The organism is Shigella sp. FC1661, from assembly GCF_001712525.1.
Taxonomy (GTDB): Bacteria; Pseudomonadota; Gammaproteobacteria; order Enterobacterales; family Enterobacteriaceae; genus Escherichia; species Escherichia coli.
In genome coordinates, this window is the sequence record NZ_MDGW01000604.1 from 1 (window position 1) to 15,245 (window position 15,245).

Sequence of the window (15,245 nt, forward strand, 5' to 3'; positions counted from 1 at the left end):
AATACCTGACACATCGCTTCAATGGGAAATTGTTGTCGCCATTGTTCGATTAACGCGTATTTTCAGCGACTCCTGTGCAAAATACGCTGTTGCTTTTTTTAATATATCTCGCTCAAGGCGAGCTTCATTTAACGCCTTACGCAGTTGCAGAATTTCAGATTCCAGTTCAGCCACCGTGCGGGAACCAGGAGTACCGAGCCCTTTTCTGGCGGCGGTAACCCATTGTCCTAAAGTGCCTTCAGGAAGGGATAATCGGGAAGCGCCTTCACTGATCGAAAGTTGATTTTCAGGAACCGTTCTGACAGCTTCGGCTTTGAACTCTTTAGAGTAACGTTGGTTTTTTCTGCTCATTATTAGCTCCTTCTGATGCCATTCTATTTCAGGAAGGAGTGTCCGTTAAACTCAGGCTACCTCAACATTCTACTCACCCTTTGCACCTCACTTCTGCTTACCAACGTTGCGGCACACGCCAAAGAAGTCAAAATAGGTATGGCGATTGATGATCTACGTCTTGAACGCTGGCAAAAAGATCGAGATATTTTTGTGAAAAAGGCTGAATCTCTCGGTGCGAAAGTATTTGTACAGTCTGCAAATGGCAATGGAGAAACACAAATGTCGCAGATTGAAAACATGATTAACCGGGGTGTCGATGTTCTTGTCATTATTCCGTATAACGGCCAGGTATTAAGTAACGTTGTAAAAGAAGCCAAACAAGAAGGTATTAAAGTATTAGCTTACGACCGTATGATTAACGATGCGGATATCGATTTTTATATTTCTTTCGATAACGAAAAAGTCGGTGAACTGCAGGCAAAAGCCCTGGTCGATATTGTTCCGCAAGGTAATTACTTCCTGATGGGCGGCTCGCCGGTAGATAACAACGCCAAGCTGTTCCGCGCCGGACAAATGAAAGTGTTAAAACCTTACGTTGATTCCGGAAAAATTAAAGTCGTTGGTGACCAATGGGTTGATGGCTGGTTACCGGAAAACGCGCTAACCGCCAATAATAACAAAATTGATGCTGTAGTTGCCTCAAACGATGCCACCGCAGGTGGGGCAATTCAGGCATTAAGCGCGCAAGGTTTATCAGGGAAAGTAGCAATTTCCGGCCAGGATGCGGATCTCGCAGGTATTAAACGTATTGCTGCCGGTACGCAAACTATGACGGTGTATAAACCTATTACATTGCTGGCAAATACTGCCGCAGAAATTGCCGTTGAATTGGGCAATGGTCAGGAGCCAAAAGCAGATACCTCACTGAATAATGGCCTGAAAGATGTCCCCTCCCGCCTCCTGACACCGATCGATGTGAATAAAAACAACATCAAAGATACGGTAATTAAAGACGGATTCCACAAAGAGAGCGAGCTGTAAGCGTTACGCCCCGGCGCGGAGCGGGGGCGTGATTTCTCTCCATGCCGCGTGAATGAATTGGCTTAGGTGGAGTCGTTATGCCTTATCTACTTGAAATGAAGAACATTACCAAAACCTTCGGCAGTGTGAAGGCGATTGATAACGTCAGCTTGCGGTTGAATGCTGGCGAAATCGTCTCACTCTGTGGGGAAAATGGGTCTGGTAAATCAACGCTGATGAAAGTGCTGTGTGGTATTTATCCCCATGGCTCCTACGAAGGCGAAATTATTTTTGCGGGAGAAGAGATTCAGGCGAGTCACATCCGCGATACCGAACGCAAAGGTATCGCCATCATTCACCAGGAATTGGCCCTGGTGAAAGAATTGACCGTGCTGGAAAATATCTTCCTGGGTAACGAAATAACCCACAATGGCATTATGGATTATGACCTGATGACGCTACGCTGTCAGAAGCTGCTCGCACAGGTCAGTTTATCCATTTCACCTGATACCCGCGTTGGCGATTTAGGGCTTGGGCAACAACAACTGGTTGAAATTGCCAAGGCACTTAATAAACAGGTGCGCTTGTTAATTCTCGATGAACCGACAGCCTCATTAACTGAGCAGGAAACGTCGGTTTTACTGGATATTATTCGCGATCTACAACAGCACGGTATCGCCTGTATTTATATTTCGCACAAACTCAACGAAGTCAAAGCGATTTCCGATACGATTTGCGTTATTCGCGACGGTCAGCACATTGGTACGCGTGATGCTGCCGGAATGAGTGAAGACGATATTATCACCATGATGGTCGGGCGAGAGTTAACCGCGCTTTACCCTAATGAACCACATACCACCGGAGATGAAATATTACGTATTGAACATCTGACGGCATGGCATCCGGTTAATCGTCATATTAAACGAGTTAATGATGTCTCGTTTTCCCTGAAACGTGGCGAAATACTGGGTATTGCCGGACTCGTTGGTGCCGGACGTACCGAGACCATTCAGTGCCTGTTTGGCGTGTGGCCCGGACAATGGGAAGGAAAAATTTATATTGATGGCAAACAGGTAGATATTCGTAACTGTCAGCAAGCCATCGCCCAGGGGATTGCGATGGTACCCGAAGACAGAAAGCGCGACGGCATCGTTCCGGTAATGGCGGTTGGTAAAAATATTACCCTCGCCGCACTCAATAAATTTACCGGTGGCATTAGCCAGCTTGATGACGCGGCAGAGCAAAAATGTATTCTGGAATCAATCCAGCAACTCAAAGTTAAAACGTCGTCCCCCGATCTTGCTATTGGACGTTTGAGCGGCGGCAATCAGCAAAAAGCGATCCTCGCCCGCTGTCTGTTACTCAACCCGCGCATTCTCATTCTTGATGAACCTACCAGGGGTATTGATATTGGCGTGAAATATGAGATCTACAAATTAATTAACCAACTCGTCCAGCAGGGTATTGCCGTTATTGTCATCTCTTCCGAATTACCTGAAGTGCTCGGCCTTAGCGATCGTGTACTGGTGATGCATGAAGGGAAACTAAAAGCCAACCTGATAAATCATAACCTGACTCAGGAGCAGGTGATGGAAGCCGCATTGAGGAGCGAACATCATGTCGAAAAGCAATCCGTCTGAAGTGAAATTGGCCGTACCGACATCCGGTGGCTTTTCCGGGCTGAAATCACTGAATTTGCAGGTCTTCGTGATGATTGCAGCTATCATCGCAATCATGCTGTTCTTTACCTGGACCACCGATGGTGCCTACTTAAGCGCCCGTAACGTCTCCAACCTGTTACGCCAGACCGCGATTACCGGCATCCTCGCGGTAGGAATGGTGTTCGTCATAATTTCTGCTGAAATCGACCTTTCCGTCGGCTCAATGATGGGGCTATTAGGTGGCGTCGCGGCGATTTGTGACGTCTGGTTAGGCTGGCCTTTGCCACTTACCATCATTGTGACGTTGGTTCTGGGACTGCTTCTCGGTGCGTGGAACGGATGGTGGGTCGCGTACCGTAAAGTCCCTTCATTTATTGTCACCCTCGCGGGCATGTTGGCATTTCGCGGCATACTCATTGGCATCACCAACGGCACGACTGTATCCCCCACCAGCGCCGCGATGTCACAAATTGGGCAAAGCTATCTCCCCGCCAGTACCGGCTTCATCATTGGCGCGCTTGGCTTAATGGCTTTTGTTGGTTGGCAATGGCGCGGAAGAATGCGCCGTCAGGCTTTGGGTTTACAGTCTCCGGCCTCTACCGCAGTAGTCGGTCGCCAGGCTTTAACCGCTATCATCGTATTAGGCGCAATCTGGCTGTTGAATGATTACCGTGGCGTTCCCACTCCTGTTCTGCTGCTGACGTTGCTGTTACTCGGCGGAATGTTTATGGCAACGCGGACGGCATTTGGACGACGCATTTATGCCATCGGCGGCAATCTGGAAGCAGCACGTCTCTCCGGGATTAACGTTGAACGCACCAAACTTGCCGTGTTCGCGATTAACGGATTAATGGTAGCCATCGCCGGATTAATCCTTAGTTCTCGACTTGGCGCTGGTTCACCTTCTGCGGGAAATATCGCCGAACTGGACGCTATTGCAGCATGCGTGATTGGCGGCACCAGCCTGGCTGGCGGTGTGGGAAGCGTTGCCGGAGCAGTAATGGGGGCATTTATCATGGCTTCACTGGATAACGGCATGAGTATGATGGATGTACCGACCTTCTGGCAGTATATCGTTAAAGGTGCGATTCTGTTGCTGGCAGTATGGATGGACTCCGCAACCAAACGCCGTTCTTGATTTTGATAAAAATTTTCTCAAAGCCGGTTACGTATTACCGGTTTTGAGTTTTTGCATGATTCAGCAGGAAAAGAACCATGTTTACTAAACGTCACCGCATCACATTACTGTTCAATGCCAATAAAGCCTATGACCGGCAGGTAGTAGAAGGCGTAGGGGAATATTTACAGGCGTCACAATCAGAATGGGATATTTTCATTGAAGAAGATTTCCGCGCCCGCATTGATAAAATCAAGGACTGGTTAGGAGATGGCGTCATTGCCGACTTCGACGACAAACAAATCGAGCAAGCGCTGGCTGATGTCGACGTCCCCATTGTTGGGGTTGGCGGCTCGTATCACCTTGCAGAAAGTTACCCACCCGTTCATTACATTGCCACCGATAACTATGCGCTGGTTGAAAGCGCATTTTTGCATTTAAAAGAGAAAGGCGTTAACCGCTTTGCTTTTTATGGTCTTCCGGAATCAAGCGGCAAACGTTGGGCCACTGAACGCGAATATGCATTTCGTCAGCTTGTCGCCGAAGAAAAGTATCGCGGAGTGGTTTATCAGGGGTTAGAAACCGCGCCAGAGAACTGGCAACACGCGCAAAATCGGCTGGCAGACTGGCTACAAACGCTGCCACCGCAAACCGGGATTATTGCCGTTACTGACGCCCGGGCGCGGCATATTCTGCAAGTATGTGAACATCTACACATTCCCGTACCGGAAAAATTATGCGTGATTGGCATCGACAACGAAGAACTGACCCGCTATCTGTCGCGTGTCGCCCTTTCTTCGGTCGCTCAGGGCGCGCGGCAAATGGGCTATCAGGCGGCAAAACTGTTGCATCGATTATTAGATAAAGAAGAAATGCCGCTACAGCGAATTTTGGTCCCACCTGTTCGCGTCATTGAACGGCGCTCAACAGATTATCGCTCGCTGACCGATCCCGCCGTTATTCAGGCCATGCATTACATTCGTAATCACGCCTGTAAAGGGATTAAAGTGGATCAGGTACTGGATGCGGTCGGGATCTCGCGCTCCAATCTTGAGAAGCGTTTTAAAGAAGAGGTGGGTGAAACCATCCATGCCATGATTCATGCCGAGAAGCTGGAGAAAGCGCGCAGTCTGCTGATTTCAACCACCTTGTCGATCAATGAGATATCGCAAATGTGCGGTTATCCATCGCTGCAATATTTCTACTCTGTTTTTAAAAAAGCATATGACACAACGCCAAAAGAGTATCGCGATGTAAATAGCGAGGTCATGTTGTAGCGATGATGAGAATTGTCGGCGTCACATCAGGGAACTCAGCACAGCCACCTGATGCGAGCAAAAGCCTTATCCGACCGACAAATCAGATAAGGCTCAAGGAAATGCAATTACATATGCGCCGCGATTAACCGTTGGTTATCCTGGTACATTGCGAACAGGTAGTTATTATAACTCTTCCCTTTGGTCGAGTAGCCCTTCAGCTTGTGAATCATCGCTGTGGCAGTCACTTCCTGATCCGCTTTACGCAGCTGCGCACGCGATTTACGGAACGAAGAGTAAGCCGGGTGCGTATTCAGGTTAGTGACATAGGCGCTCACCGATTCTTTGACAGAACTAAACTGTGAGTACCCTTTCACTTTACCCGGCGCATTGGTACAACGTCCTTTCATGCATTTCATGCCGAACAGATTGTTATTGTTGCGCGCCAGCTTCGACGTTCCCCAACCGCTTTCTGCTGCAGCCATCGTCGCCACCATACTGGTAGGGATAATGTCTACGCGTTCAAGCAAGGTATTCCACGGGATTTTTCGCGTATTACCAGACCACTTCACCTTGTAGCGTTTGGCGATGTCTTTCAGACGCGCACGCTCAGCAGGTGACCATTGGCCCTGATACTGTTTTGAAATCAGCCAGTTACGTTCTGCAGTAATGGCTGCATTTTGGCTGGTAATGTAAGGCATTACGGTCCGGAGAAACGCCTTTTTCCTTGGTGTTCCGGAAGGGTATTTTCGCAAATCAGGAAGTGAACTACTCTTTGCACTATTGCGAGAATACTCTTGTTTACTGCTTACCTGTTTATTACTAGCTTTAGTTAAGTGGGACTTTTGACTCGCTGTTGTTGTGTGCGTCTTCGCTAACACCTCACTCGAAAACACCAGAGTGAGTAACATAAGAATCATCGCCCCATATCGTCGTATGGGAGTCAAAATCATCAGGTCTCCTGGTCGGATTTAATCATTCCAACACCTTATATTTTTCACAAATTTGAGAGTTGAATCTCAAATCATATCAAAAATAGCTGTCAAGAGCACCCCAAGGAATAGTCCAAATCTGAAACTATGTCACGAGTTAACGATTCAGATTGGCGCTAAATCGCAGAAAATGTGGGGTTTATCGCAAAATTCAGCCGTTTTTTGCGCGCGATCGCTCACCCTTGCTTCTCATCCTGTGGACTTACCGCTCAGGGATGAGTTTTGTCTGGCTTATCGCTGGCAAACTGTCTGAAATCGCAGCAATAAGGACTCATCCACCATGAAACTCGCCTCCTGTTTTCTGACACTCCTTCCTGGCTTCGCCGTTGCCGCCAGCTGGACTTCTCCGGGGTTCCCTGTCTTTAGCGAACAGGGAACGGGAACATTTGTCAGCCACGCGCAGTTGCCCAAAGGTACGCGTCCACTCACGCTAAATTTTGACCAACAGTGCTGGCAGCCTGCAGATGCGATAAAACTCAATCAGATGCTTTCCCTGCAACCTTATAGCAACACGCCGCCTCAATGGCGATTGTTCAGGGACGGCAAATATACGCTGCAAATAGACACCCGCTCCGGTACGCCAACATTGATGATTTCCATCCAGAACGCCGCCGAAGCGGTAGCAAACCTGGTCCGTGAATGCCCGAAATGGGATGGATTACCGCTCACGCTGGATGTCAGCGCCACTTTCCCGGAAGGAGCCGCCGTACGGGATTATTACAGCCAGCAAATTGCGATAGTGAAGAACGGTCAAATAACGTTACAACCCGCTGCTACCAGCAACGGTTTACTCCTGCTGGAACGGGCAGAAACTGACACATCCGCCCCTTTCGACTGGCATAACGCCACGGTTTACTTTGTGCTGACAGATCGTTTCGAAAACGGCGATCCCAGTAATGACCAGAGTTACGGACGTCATAAAGACGGTATGGCGGAAATTGGCACTTTTCACGGCGGCGATTTACGCGCCCTGATCAATAAACTGGATTACCTCCAGCAGTTGGGCGTTAATGCTTTATGGATAAGCGCCCCATTTGAGCAAATTCACGGCTGGGTCGGCGGCGGTACAAAAGGCGATTTCCCGCATTATGCCTACCACGGTTATTACACACAGGACTGGACGAATCTTGATGCCAATATGGGCAACGAAGCCGATCTACGGACGCTGGTTGATAGCGCACATCAGCGCGGTATTCGTATTCTCTTTGATGTCGTGATGAACCACACCGGCTATGCCACGCTGGCGGATATGCAGGAGTATCAGTTTGGCGCGTTATATCTTTCTGGTGACGAAGTGAAAAAAACGCTGGGTGAACGCTGGAGCGACTGGAAACCTGCCGCCGGGCAAACCTGGCATAGCTTTAACGATTACATTAATTTCAGCGACAAAACAGGCTGGGATAAATGGTGGGGAAAAAACTGGATCAGAACGGATATCGGCGATTACGACAATCCTGGATTCGACGATCTCACTATGTCGCTGGCCTTTTTGCCGGATATCAAAACCGAATCAACTACCGCTTCTGGTCTGCCGGTGTTCTATAAAAACAAAACGGATACTCACGCTAAAGTCATCGAAGGCTTTACACCTCGCGATTACTTAACCCACTGGTTAAGTCAGTGGGTCCGCGACTATGGGATTGATGGTTTTCGGGTCGATACCGCCAAACATGTTGAGTTGCCCGCCTGGCAGCAACTGAAAACCGAAGCCAGCTCCGCGCTTCGCGAATGGAAAAAAACTAACCCCGACAAAGCATTAGATGACAAACCTTTCTGGATGACCGGTGAAGCCTGGGGCCACGGCGTGATGCAAAGTGACTACTATCGCCACGGCTTCGATGCGATGATCAATTTCGATTATCAGGAGCAGGCGGCGAAAGCAGTCGATTGTCTGGCGCAGATGGATACGACCTGGCAGCAAATGGCGGAGAAATTGCAGGGTTTCAACGTGTTGAGCTACCTCTCGTCGCATGATACCCGTCTGTTCCGTGAAGGGGGCGACAAAGCAGCAGAGTTATTACTATTAGCGCCAGGCGCGGTACAAATCTTTTATGGCGATGAATCCTCGCGTCCGTTCGGTCCTACAGGTTCTGATCCGCTGCAAGGTACACGTTCGGATATGAACTGGCAGGATGTTAGCGGTAAATCTGCCGCCAACGTCGCGCACTGGCAGAAAATCAGCCAGTTCCGCGCCCGCCATCCCGCAATTGGCGCGGGCAAACAAACGACACTTTCGCTGAAGCAGGGCTACGGCTTTGTTCGTGAGCATGGCGACGATAAAGTGCTGGTCATCTGGGCTGGGCAACAGTGACTTTTCCGGCTTCCCGTTCATCAGTACCTCGGGAAGCGCCAACCAGGATAAAATGTCTGCCCTAATCAGCGTTGCAGGATAAAGCACCGCTCACTCTTCAACAGACCGATTTGCACCCCAGCAAATGTAGCGTTATTGTTACCTTCCTTGCTACAGAGTTCGACAGATATCCCGCTATGACATTCTCCCTTTTTGGTGACAAATTTACCCGCCACTCCGGCATTACGCTGCTGATGGAAGATCTGAACGACGGTTTACGCACGCCTGGCGCGATTATGCTCGGCGGCGGTAATCCGGCGCAGATCCCGGAAATGCAGGACTACTTCCAGACGCTACTCACCGACATGCTGGAAAGTGGCAAAGCGACTGATGCACTGTGTAACTACGACGGTCCACAGGGGAAAACGGAGCTACTCACACTGCTTGCCGGAATGCTGCGCGAGAAGTTGGGTTGGGATATCGAACCACAGAATATTGCACTAACAAACGGCAGCCAGAGCGCGTTTTTCTACTTATTTAACCTGTTTGCCGGACGCCGTGCCGATGGTCGGGTCAAAAAAGTGCTGTTCCCGCTGGCACCGGAATACATTGGCTACGCTGACGCCGGACTGGAAGAAGATCTGTTTGTCTCTGCGCGTCCGAATATTGAACTGCTGCCGGAAGGCCAGTTTAAATACCACGTCGATTTTGAGCATCTGCATATTGGCGAAGAAACCGGGATGATTTGCGTCTCCCGGCCGACGAATCCAACAGGCAATGTGATTACTGACGAAGAGTTGCTGAAGCTTGACGCGCTGGCGAATCAACACGGCATTCCGCTGGTGATTGATAACGCTTATGGCGTCCCGTTCCCGGGTATCATCTTCAGTGAAGCGCGCCCGCTATGGAATCCGAATATCGTGCTGTGCATGAGTCTTTCCAAGCTGGGGCTGCCTGGCTCCCGCTGCGGCATTATCATCGCCAATGAAAAAATCATCACTGCCATCACCAATATGAACGGCATTATCAGCCTGGCACCTGGCGGTATTGGTCCGGCGATGATGTGTGAAATGATTAAGCGTAACGATCTGCTGCGCCTGTCTGAAACAGTCATCAAACCGTTTTACTACCAGCGTGTTCAGGAAACTATCGCCATCATTCGCCGCTATTTACCGGAAAATCGCTGCCTGATTCATAAACCGGAAGGAGCCATTTTCCTCTGGCTATGGTTTAAGGATTTGCCCATTACGACCGAGCAGCTCTATCAGCGCCTGAAAGCACGCGGCGTGCTGATGGTGCCGGGGCACAACTTCTTCCCGGGACTGGATAAACCGTGGCCGCATACGCATCAATGTATGCGCATGAACTACGTACCAGAGCCGGAGAAAATTGAGGCGGGGGTGAAGATTCTGGCGGAAGAGATAGAAAGAGCCTGGGCAGAAAGTCACTAAAAATTGCCTGATGCGCTACGCTTATCAGGCCTACATGATTTCTGCAATATATTGAATTTGGAAGAATTTGTAGGCCGGATAAGGCGTTTACGCCGCATCTGGCATAAACAAAACGCACTATTCCGGCGTTGAGAAACGCCGGAAAACGTTTCAAACAGGCTGCTGCCGTAGCCGATGCCGCTGCACTTTCTCGACATCCATGCACTGCAACGCCTTTGTCGGGCAGGCTTCAACACAGGCCGGCCCCGTCTCCCGATGCCAGCACAGATCGCACTTAATCGCCCTCGCCTTTTTGCGCGAAGAAACGACCTCCATCGCACCAAACGGGCAAGCCAGCATACAGCTTTTACAGCCAATGCAACGTGTTTGTTCAATGAAAATATGCCCATGTTCGCGGCTTATCGCGTCAACATGGCAGACATTCGCGCACGGTGCATCTTCACACTGATGACAGGCTACTGCCGTGGTCCAGCTGTGGTCTTTAATGACACGAATACGGGAAATAAACTCGTCTGGTGACAACGCAGCGCAATCCTGATTCTCCTGATGCGACACTGCGCAAGCCACTTCACAGGTACGGCAACCGATACATTTCGTCGCATCCGCAATAATAAACCGGTTCATGATCACTCCTTTGCACTAAAACAGCAGAGTGCCAGAGAGCGCGTCCCTACTGCTTTGATCCAACGAAGGAAATGTTAAAGTTTTGGCACTTGTCCAAAGCGTTATGTGATCGCGCCCAGGTCATCCCTGACAGTAAATCCCAGTTCATTAGAAATAGCCTGCGCGGTTTCACGCAGTGGTTTCAGGAGATTTTTCTCTCCCACCTGTTTCAGACGTGATGTCGAAAGCGAAATCGACACGGCGTACGGCACCCGCCCATGAATATCAAACACCGGAACAGCAATACAGGAGACGCCGAGTTCGTTTTCTTCTCCGTCCATCGCCGCTCCGCTTTCACGAATGTGCGCCAGTTCGTCGAACATCGCGGGCAGCTCGGTAATGGTATTGCGGGTTAACGGCTGGATCTCATGCTGATGGTTTTCCCAGTATGACTTCACGTAGTCCGGGTGACCAAACGCCATGTAGATCTTGCCCATTGCGGAACAGTAGAGCGGCATATGCTGGCCAATATAGGCACGGGTTCGCAGCATCCCGGTTGTGGGTTCCAGCTTATAAATCAAAATAGCGTGATCGTCTTCGCGGCTGGAGAAGTTAATGGTTTCACCAGTGGCGATGTTCAGTGCCTCAAGATGCGGAGCGGCGATATGAATGATATTCAGCGAAGACAGCGCCTTCTGCCCGACGGCAATAAATTTGGTAGTCAGGCGGTAACTCCCTGCGGCGGGCGCGGTGGTCACATAGCCGCAGGACTGTAATCCCTGCAATAAGCGATGGACGGTACTCTTATTTAAACCAGCCAGCTCCGAAAGATGCGCCAACGGACAACCGTTTGGATAGTTGCTCAAAATCTCAATCAGCATCAACCCGCGAAACAGACTCTGGCTTCCGGCTGGACGCTCTTTTTCCTGCGCCATCTCGTTCTCTTTTTTTCCCATCACTTCTTTCCCCATTTTGTCGCGTCCTGATGGTAGCGCAAAGTGTGCCGTAGTTCACGATCTCGACAGATAATTTATAACCACTTGATTTTTATGTCTTTTGAAATTCATCAATCAGATTTCTTTGTTAAAAAGTGATCAATATATTTGAAATCAAGTTTCGCATATTGAAATTTTAAGCCAAAAAAGCGATCAAAAAAACAAGGAAGCCTGGGATGAAAGTGACATTTGAGCAGTTAAAAGCAGCCTTTAATCGGGTCTTAATTTCACGCGGCGTTGACAGCGAAACGGCTGACGCCTGTGCAGAGATGTTCGCCCGCACCACCGAATCCGGCGTTTATTCTCACGGCGTTAATCGTTTCCCTCGTTTCATTCAACAACTGGAAAACGGCGATATCATTCCTGATGCCCAACCCAAACGTATAACCAGCCTCGGCGCAATTGAACAGTGGGATGCCCAGCGTTCGATCGGCAACCTGACGGCGAAAAAGATGATGGATCGCGCCATTGAACTGGCTGCCGATCACGGTATTGGTCTGGTGGCACTTCGTAATGCCAACCACTGGATGCGCGGCGGCAGCTACGGCTGGCAGGCGGCGGAAAAAGGCTATATTGGCATTTGCTGGACCAACTCCATCGCCGTAATGCCGCCGTGGGGCGCAAAAGAGTGTCGCATTGGCACTAACCCGCTGATCGTCGCCATTCCTTCCACGCCGATCACCATGGTCGATATGTCGATGTCGATGTTCTCTTACGGCATGTTAGAAGTTAACCGCCTGGCGGGCCGTCAGCTCCCGGTCGATGGTGGCTTTGATGATGAGGGCAATTTGACCAAAGAACCTGGCGTTATCGAGAAGAATCGCCGCATTTTGCCGATGGGCTACTGGAAAGGTTCTGGCATGTCGATTGTGCTGGATATGATCGCTACTCTCCTTTCCGACGGCGCATCGGTTGCCGAAGTCACCCAGGACAACAGCGACGAATACGGCATTTCACAAATTTTTATTGCCATTGAAGTGGACAAGCTTATCGACGGTCCCACCCGCGATGCCAAGCTGCAACGCATCATGGATTACGTTACTACCGCTGAACGCGCTGACGAAAACCAGGCCATCCGCTTACCCGGCCACGAATTTACTACCCTGCTGGCCGAAAACCGCCGTAACGGCATCACTGTTGATGACAGCGTGTGGGCCAAAATCTAGGCGTTATGAGGAGATAAGTCATGATTTTTGGACATATCGCGCAGCCCAATCCGTGCCGTTTGCCCGCCGCCATTGAAAAGGCGCTCGATTTTCTGCGCGCTACCAACTTCAACGTCCTGGAGCCGGGCGTTGTCGAAATCGACGGCAAGAATATTTATGCGCAAATTATCGATTTAACCACACGCGAAGCGGTGGAAAACTGTCCGGAAGTGCATCGTCGGTATATCGATATTCAGTTTCTGGCGTGGGGTCAAGAGAAAATCGGCATTGCTATTGATACAGGAAATAATAAAGTCAGCGAATCACTATTAGAGCAGCGCGATATTATTTTTTATCATGTCAGTGAACATGAATCATTTATAGAAATGATACCGGGCAGCTACGCTATTTTCTTCCCGCAGGATGTTCACCGACCAGGTTGTATTCTGCAAACAGGCCTCTGAGATACGAAAAATTGTGGTTAAAGTCGCATTAACAGCGCTGAATTAATCAAATAATCGTCTACGCCAGAACGACTGGGTAATGTTATTGCTCTAACTATATTAATAATTTAGGTTGCTGCACATGCAACTTGAATTATGACAGACATAGCCTCAAGGAATAGCTATGAAAAAAATACTTGAAGCAATACTGGCGATTAATCTCGCCGTACTTTCCTGTATTGTGTTTATAAACATTATTTTAAGATATGGTTTTCAGACAAGCATTTTATCTGTAGATGAATTGTCACGTTATTTATTTGTCTGGTTAACATTTATTGGCGCGATTGTGGCTTTTATGGATAACGCCCACGTTCAGGTCACCTTTCTGGTGGAGAAACTCTCCCCCGCATGGCAACGACGAGTCGCTCTGGTTACCCATTCCTTAATCTTATTTATTTGTGGCGCACTGGCCTGGGGCGCAACGCTAAAAACAATTCAGGACTGGAGCGATTATTCACCGATCCTCGGTTTGCCCATCGGCCTGATGTATGCCGCTTGTCTGCCCACCAGCCTCGTTATCGCATTCTTTGAACTGCGTCATTTATATCAACTCATCACGCGTAGCAATTCTCTAACGTCGCCACCGCAAGGAGCTTAATCATGGCTGTGCTGATTTTTCTGGGCTGTCTGTTGGGTGGTATTGCTATCGGTTTGCCTATTGCCTGGGCACTGTTGTTGTGCGGGGCGGCGTTAATGTTCTGGCTGGACATGTTTGATGTCCAGATCATGGCACAAACGCTGGTGAACGGAGCCGATAGCTTCTCCCTGCTGGCGATTCCGTTCTTTGTGCTGGCGGGTGAAATCATGAATGCGGGCGGCTTGTCAAAACGCATTGTTGACCTGCCGATGAAACTGGTGGGGCATAAACCAGGCGGGCTGGGCTACGTCGGCGTGCTGGCAGCTATGATTATGGCGAGCCTTTCTGGTTCTGCCGTTGCGGATACCGCCGCCGTTGCCGCTCTACTGGTGCCGATGATGCGCAGCGCCAACTACCCGGTCAACCGGGCGGCGGGGCTGATTGCCTCTGGCGGCATTATCGCGCCAATTATTCCCCCTTCCATTCCGTTTATTATCTTCGGCGTTTCCAGCGGATTATCCATCAGTAAGCTGTTTATGGCGGGCATTGCCCCTGGCATGATGATGGGCGCAACGCTGATGCTTACCTGGTGGTGGCAGGCCAGTCGCCTTAATTTACCCCGCCAGCAAAAAGCAACGATGCAGGAAATCTGGCACTCTTTTGTCTCCGGTATCTGGGCTCTGTTTCTTTCAGTCATCATTATTGGCGGGTTTCGCTCCGGTCTGTTTACCCCTACCGAAGCCGGGGCCGTTGCTGCTTTCTATGCGCTGTTTGTCGCCACAGTTATTTACCGTGAAATGGCCTTCGCCACACTTTGGCATGTACTCATTGGCGCGGCGAAAACCACCTCAGTGGTTATGTTTCTGGTGGCCTCGGCACAAGTTTCCGCCTGGCTGATTACCATTGCTGAACTGCCGATGATGGTTTCTGATTTACTGCAACCGTTGGTCGATTCACCGCGTCTGCTGTTTATCGTCATTATGGTGGCTATCCTGATTGTCGGCATGGTCGGTAATGCTGCCAACTTACTGATTTAGTGTATGATGGTGATTTTAAGGTGCTTGCGTGGCTTCCATTTCCATCAGATGTCCTTCCTGCTCCGCTACTGAAGGCGTGGTGCGTAACGGCAAAAGCACTGCCGGACATCAGCGCTATCTCTGCTCTCATTGCCGTAAAACATGGCAACTACAGTTCACTTACACCGCCTCTCAGCCCGGTACGCACCAGAAAATCATTGATATGGCCATGAATGGCGTCGGATGTCGCGCCAGTGCACGCATTATGGGCGTTGGCCTCAACACG

12 protein-coding genes and 3 pseudogenes are annotated in these 15,245 nt (G+C 49.8%); 11 read left to right on the forward strand and 4 right to left on the reverse strand.

Translation table 11 applies throughout. The features are described from left to right. Nucleotides 1-351: pseudogene (locus BFF42_RS25935) on the reverse strand (transposase); the annotation flags it as partial. Between the two features lie 15 nt (nucleotides 352-366). Between BFF42_RS25935 and xylF the strand changes: the two are divergent. The 4 genes from xylF to xylR all read left to right on the forward strand — a co-directional run bounded on the left by xylF (nucleotide 367) and on the right by xylR (nucleotide 5,408). After that, a complete protein-coding gene (gene xylF / locus BFF42_RS25940) occupies nucleotides 367-1,374 on the forward strand; it encodes a D-xylose ABC transporter substrate-binding protein (protein WP_001117437.1) in 1,008 nt (335 codons plus the stop codon). A gap of 77 nt (nucleotides 1,375-1,451) precedes the next feature. Next, the gene (gene xylG, locus BFF42_RS25945) at nucleotides 1,452-2,993 is read left to right on the forward strand and encodes a D-xylose ABC transporter ATP-binding protein (RefSeq protein WP_001146510.1); all 1,542 of its coding nucleotides are present in this window, start codon (nucleotides 1,452-1,454) and stop codon (nucleotides 2,991-2,993) included. After that, entirely contained in the window at nucleotides 2,971-4,152 is a 1,182-nt protein-coding gene (gene xylH, locus BFF42_RS25950) for a xylose ABC transporter permease XylH (protein WP_000045978.1), read from the forward strand. Before xylG ends, xylH begins: the two co-directional genes overlap by 23 nt. Nucleotides 4,153-4,229: 77 nt before the next feature. Then, the gene (gene xylR / locus BFF42_RS25955; protein ID WP_000494484.1) at nucleotides 4,230-5,408 is read left to right on the forward strand and encodes a D-xylose utilization transcriptional activator XylR; all 1,179 of its coding nucleotides are present in this window, start codon (nucleotides 4,230-4,232) and stop codon (nucleotides 5,406-5,408) included. Nucleotides 5,409-5,515: 107 nt separating this feature from the next. On the opposite strand, the gene BFF42_RS25960 is transcribed toward xylR, so the two are convergent. Further along, nucleotides 5,516-6,340, reverse strand: a complete 825-nt coding sequence (locus BFF42_RS25960) for a protein bax (RefSeq protein ID WP_001297957.1) — start codon at nucleotides 6,338-6,340, stop codon at nucleotides 5,516-5,518. A 319-nt stretch (nucleotides 6,341-6,659) separates the two neighbouring features. Here BFF42_RS25960 and malS point away from each other — a divergent pair, with 319 nt between their 5' ends. Then, a complete protein-coding gene (malS, locus tag BFF42_RS25965) occupies nucleotides 6,660-8,690 on the forward strand; it encodes an alpha-amylase (protein WP_039059638.1) in 2,031 nt (676 codons plus the stop codon). A 176-nt stretch (nucleotides 8,691-8,866) separates the two neighbouring features. Continuing rightward, the gene (avtA, locus tag BFF42_RS25970; protein WP_000144361.1) at nucleotides 8,867-10,120 is read left to right on the forward strand and encodes a valine--pyruvate transaminase; all 1,254 of its coding nucleotides are present in this window, start codon (nucleotides 8,867-8,869) and stop codon (nucleotides 10,118-10,120) included. Nucleotides 10,121-10,270: 150 nt separating this feature from the next. Here avtA and BFF42_RS25975 read toward each other — a convergent pair whose 3' ends face one another. Both BFF42_RS25975 and yiaJ read right to left on the reverse strand, forming a co-directional pair. Beyond that, on the reverse strand, nucleotides 10,271-10,744 hold the full coding sequence (locus BFF42_RS25975) for a 4Fe-4S dicluster domain-containing protein (RefSeq protein WP_039059637.1): 474 nt from the start codon (nucleotides 10,742-10,744) through the stop codon (nucleotides 10,271-10,273). 101 nt (nucleotides 10,745-10,845) lie between these two features. Beyond that, nucleotides 10,846-11,694, reverse strand: coding sequence for an IclR family transcriptional regulator YiaJ (gene yiaJ / locus BFF42_RS25980; RefSeq protein ID WP_000514229.1), 849 nt, complete (start codon nucleotides 11,692-11,694; stop codon nucleotides 10,846-10,848). Nucleotides 11,695-11,894: 200 nt separating this feature from the next. Here yiaJ and yiaK point away from each other — a divergent pair, with 200 nt between their 5' ends. The 5 genes and pseudogenes from yiaK to BFF42_RS26005 form a co-directional block, all read left to right on the forward strand. Further along, the gene (gene yiaK, locus BFF42_RS25985) at nucleotides 11,895-12,884 is read left to right on the forward strand and encodes a 3-dehydro-L-gulonate 2-dehydrogenase (protein ID WP_000869038.1); all 990 of its coding nucleotides are present in this window, start codon (nucleotides 11,895-11,897) and stop codon (nucleotides 12,882-12,884) included. 20 nt (nucleotides 12,885-12,904) lie between these two features. After that, nucleotides 12,905-13,373, forward strand: a pseudogene (locus BFF42_RS25990) (NanQ anomerase/TabA/YiaL family protein). Nucleotides 13,374-13,490: 117 nt separating this feature from the next. Then, complete coding sequence (gene yiaM / locus BFF42_RS25995) at nucleotides 13,491-13,964, forward strand: 2,3-diketo-L-gulonate TRAP transporter small permease YiaM (protein ID WP_000721664.1); 474 nt, start codon at nucleotides 13,491-13,493, stop codon at nucleotides 13,962-13,964. A gap of 2 nt (nucleotides 13,965-13,966) precedes the next feature. Continuing rightward, a pseudogene (locus BFF42_RS26000) lies at nucleotides 13,967-14,953 on the forward strand (TRAP transporter large permease subunit); the annotation flags it as partial. Nucleotides 14,954-15,008: 55 nt separating this feature from the next. Continuing rightward, on the forward strand, nucleotides 15,009-15,245 hold a 237-nt coding region (locus BFF42_RS26005; RefSeq protein WP_001650043.1), incomplete at its 3' end, for an IS1-like element transposase.

What these genes read in the sequence shown, in the direction of transcription:
- xylF (WP_001117437.1), top strand. Translation starts at nt 367, where the DNA reads ATGCCATTCTATTTCAGGAAGGAGTGTCCGTTAAACTCAGGCTACCTC.
- xylG (WP_001146510.1), top strand. Translation starts at nt 1,452, where the DNA reads ATGCCTTATCTACTTGAAATGAAGAACATTACCAAAACCTTCGGCAGT.
- xylH (WP_000045978.1), top strand. Translation starts at nt 2,971, where the DNA reads ATGTCGAAAAGCAATCCGTCTGAAGTGAAATTGGCCGTACCGACATCC.
- xylR (WP_000494484.1), top strand. Translation starts at nt 4,230, where the DNA reads ATGTTTACTAAACGTCACCGCATCACATTACTGTTCAATGCCAATAAA.
- BFF42_RS25960 (WP_001297957.1), bottom strand. Translation starts at nt 6,340, where the DNA reads ATGATTTTGACTCCCATACGACGATATGGGGCGATGATTCTTATGTTA.
- malS (WP_039059638.1), top strand. Translation starts at nt 6,660, where the DNA reads ATGAAACTCGCCTCCTGTTTTCTGACACTCCTTCCTGGCTTCGCCGTT.
- avtA (WP_000144361.1), top strand. Translation starts at nt 8,867, where the DNA reads ATGACATTCTCCCTTTTTGGTGACAAATTTACCCGCCACTCCGGCATT.
- BFF42_RS25975 (WP_039059637.1), bottom strand. Translation starts at nt 10,744, where the DNA reads ATGAACCGGTTTATTATTGCGGATGCGACGAAATGTATCGGTTGCCGT.
- yiaJ (WP_000514229.1), bottom strand. Translation starts at nt 11,694, where the DNA reads ATGGGGAAAGAAGTGATGGGAAAAAAAGAGAACGAGATGGCGCAGGAA.
- yiaK (WP_000869038.1), top strand. Translation starts at nt 11,895, where the DNA reads ATGAAAGTGACATTTGAGCAGTTAAAAGCAGCCTTTAATCGGGTCTTA.
- yiaM (WP_000721664.1), top strand. Translation starts at nt 13,491, where the DNA reads ATGAAAAAAATACTTGAAGCAATACTGGCGATTAATCTCGCCGTACTT.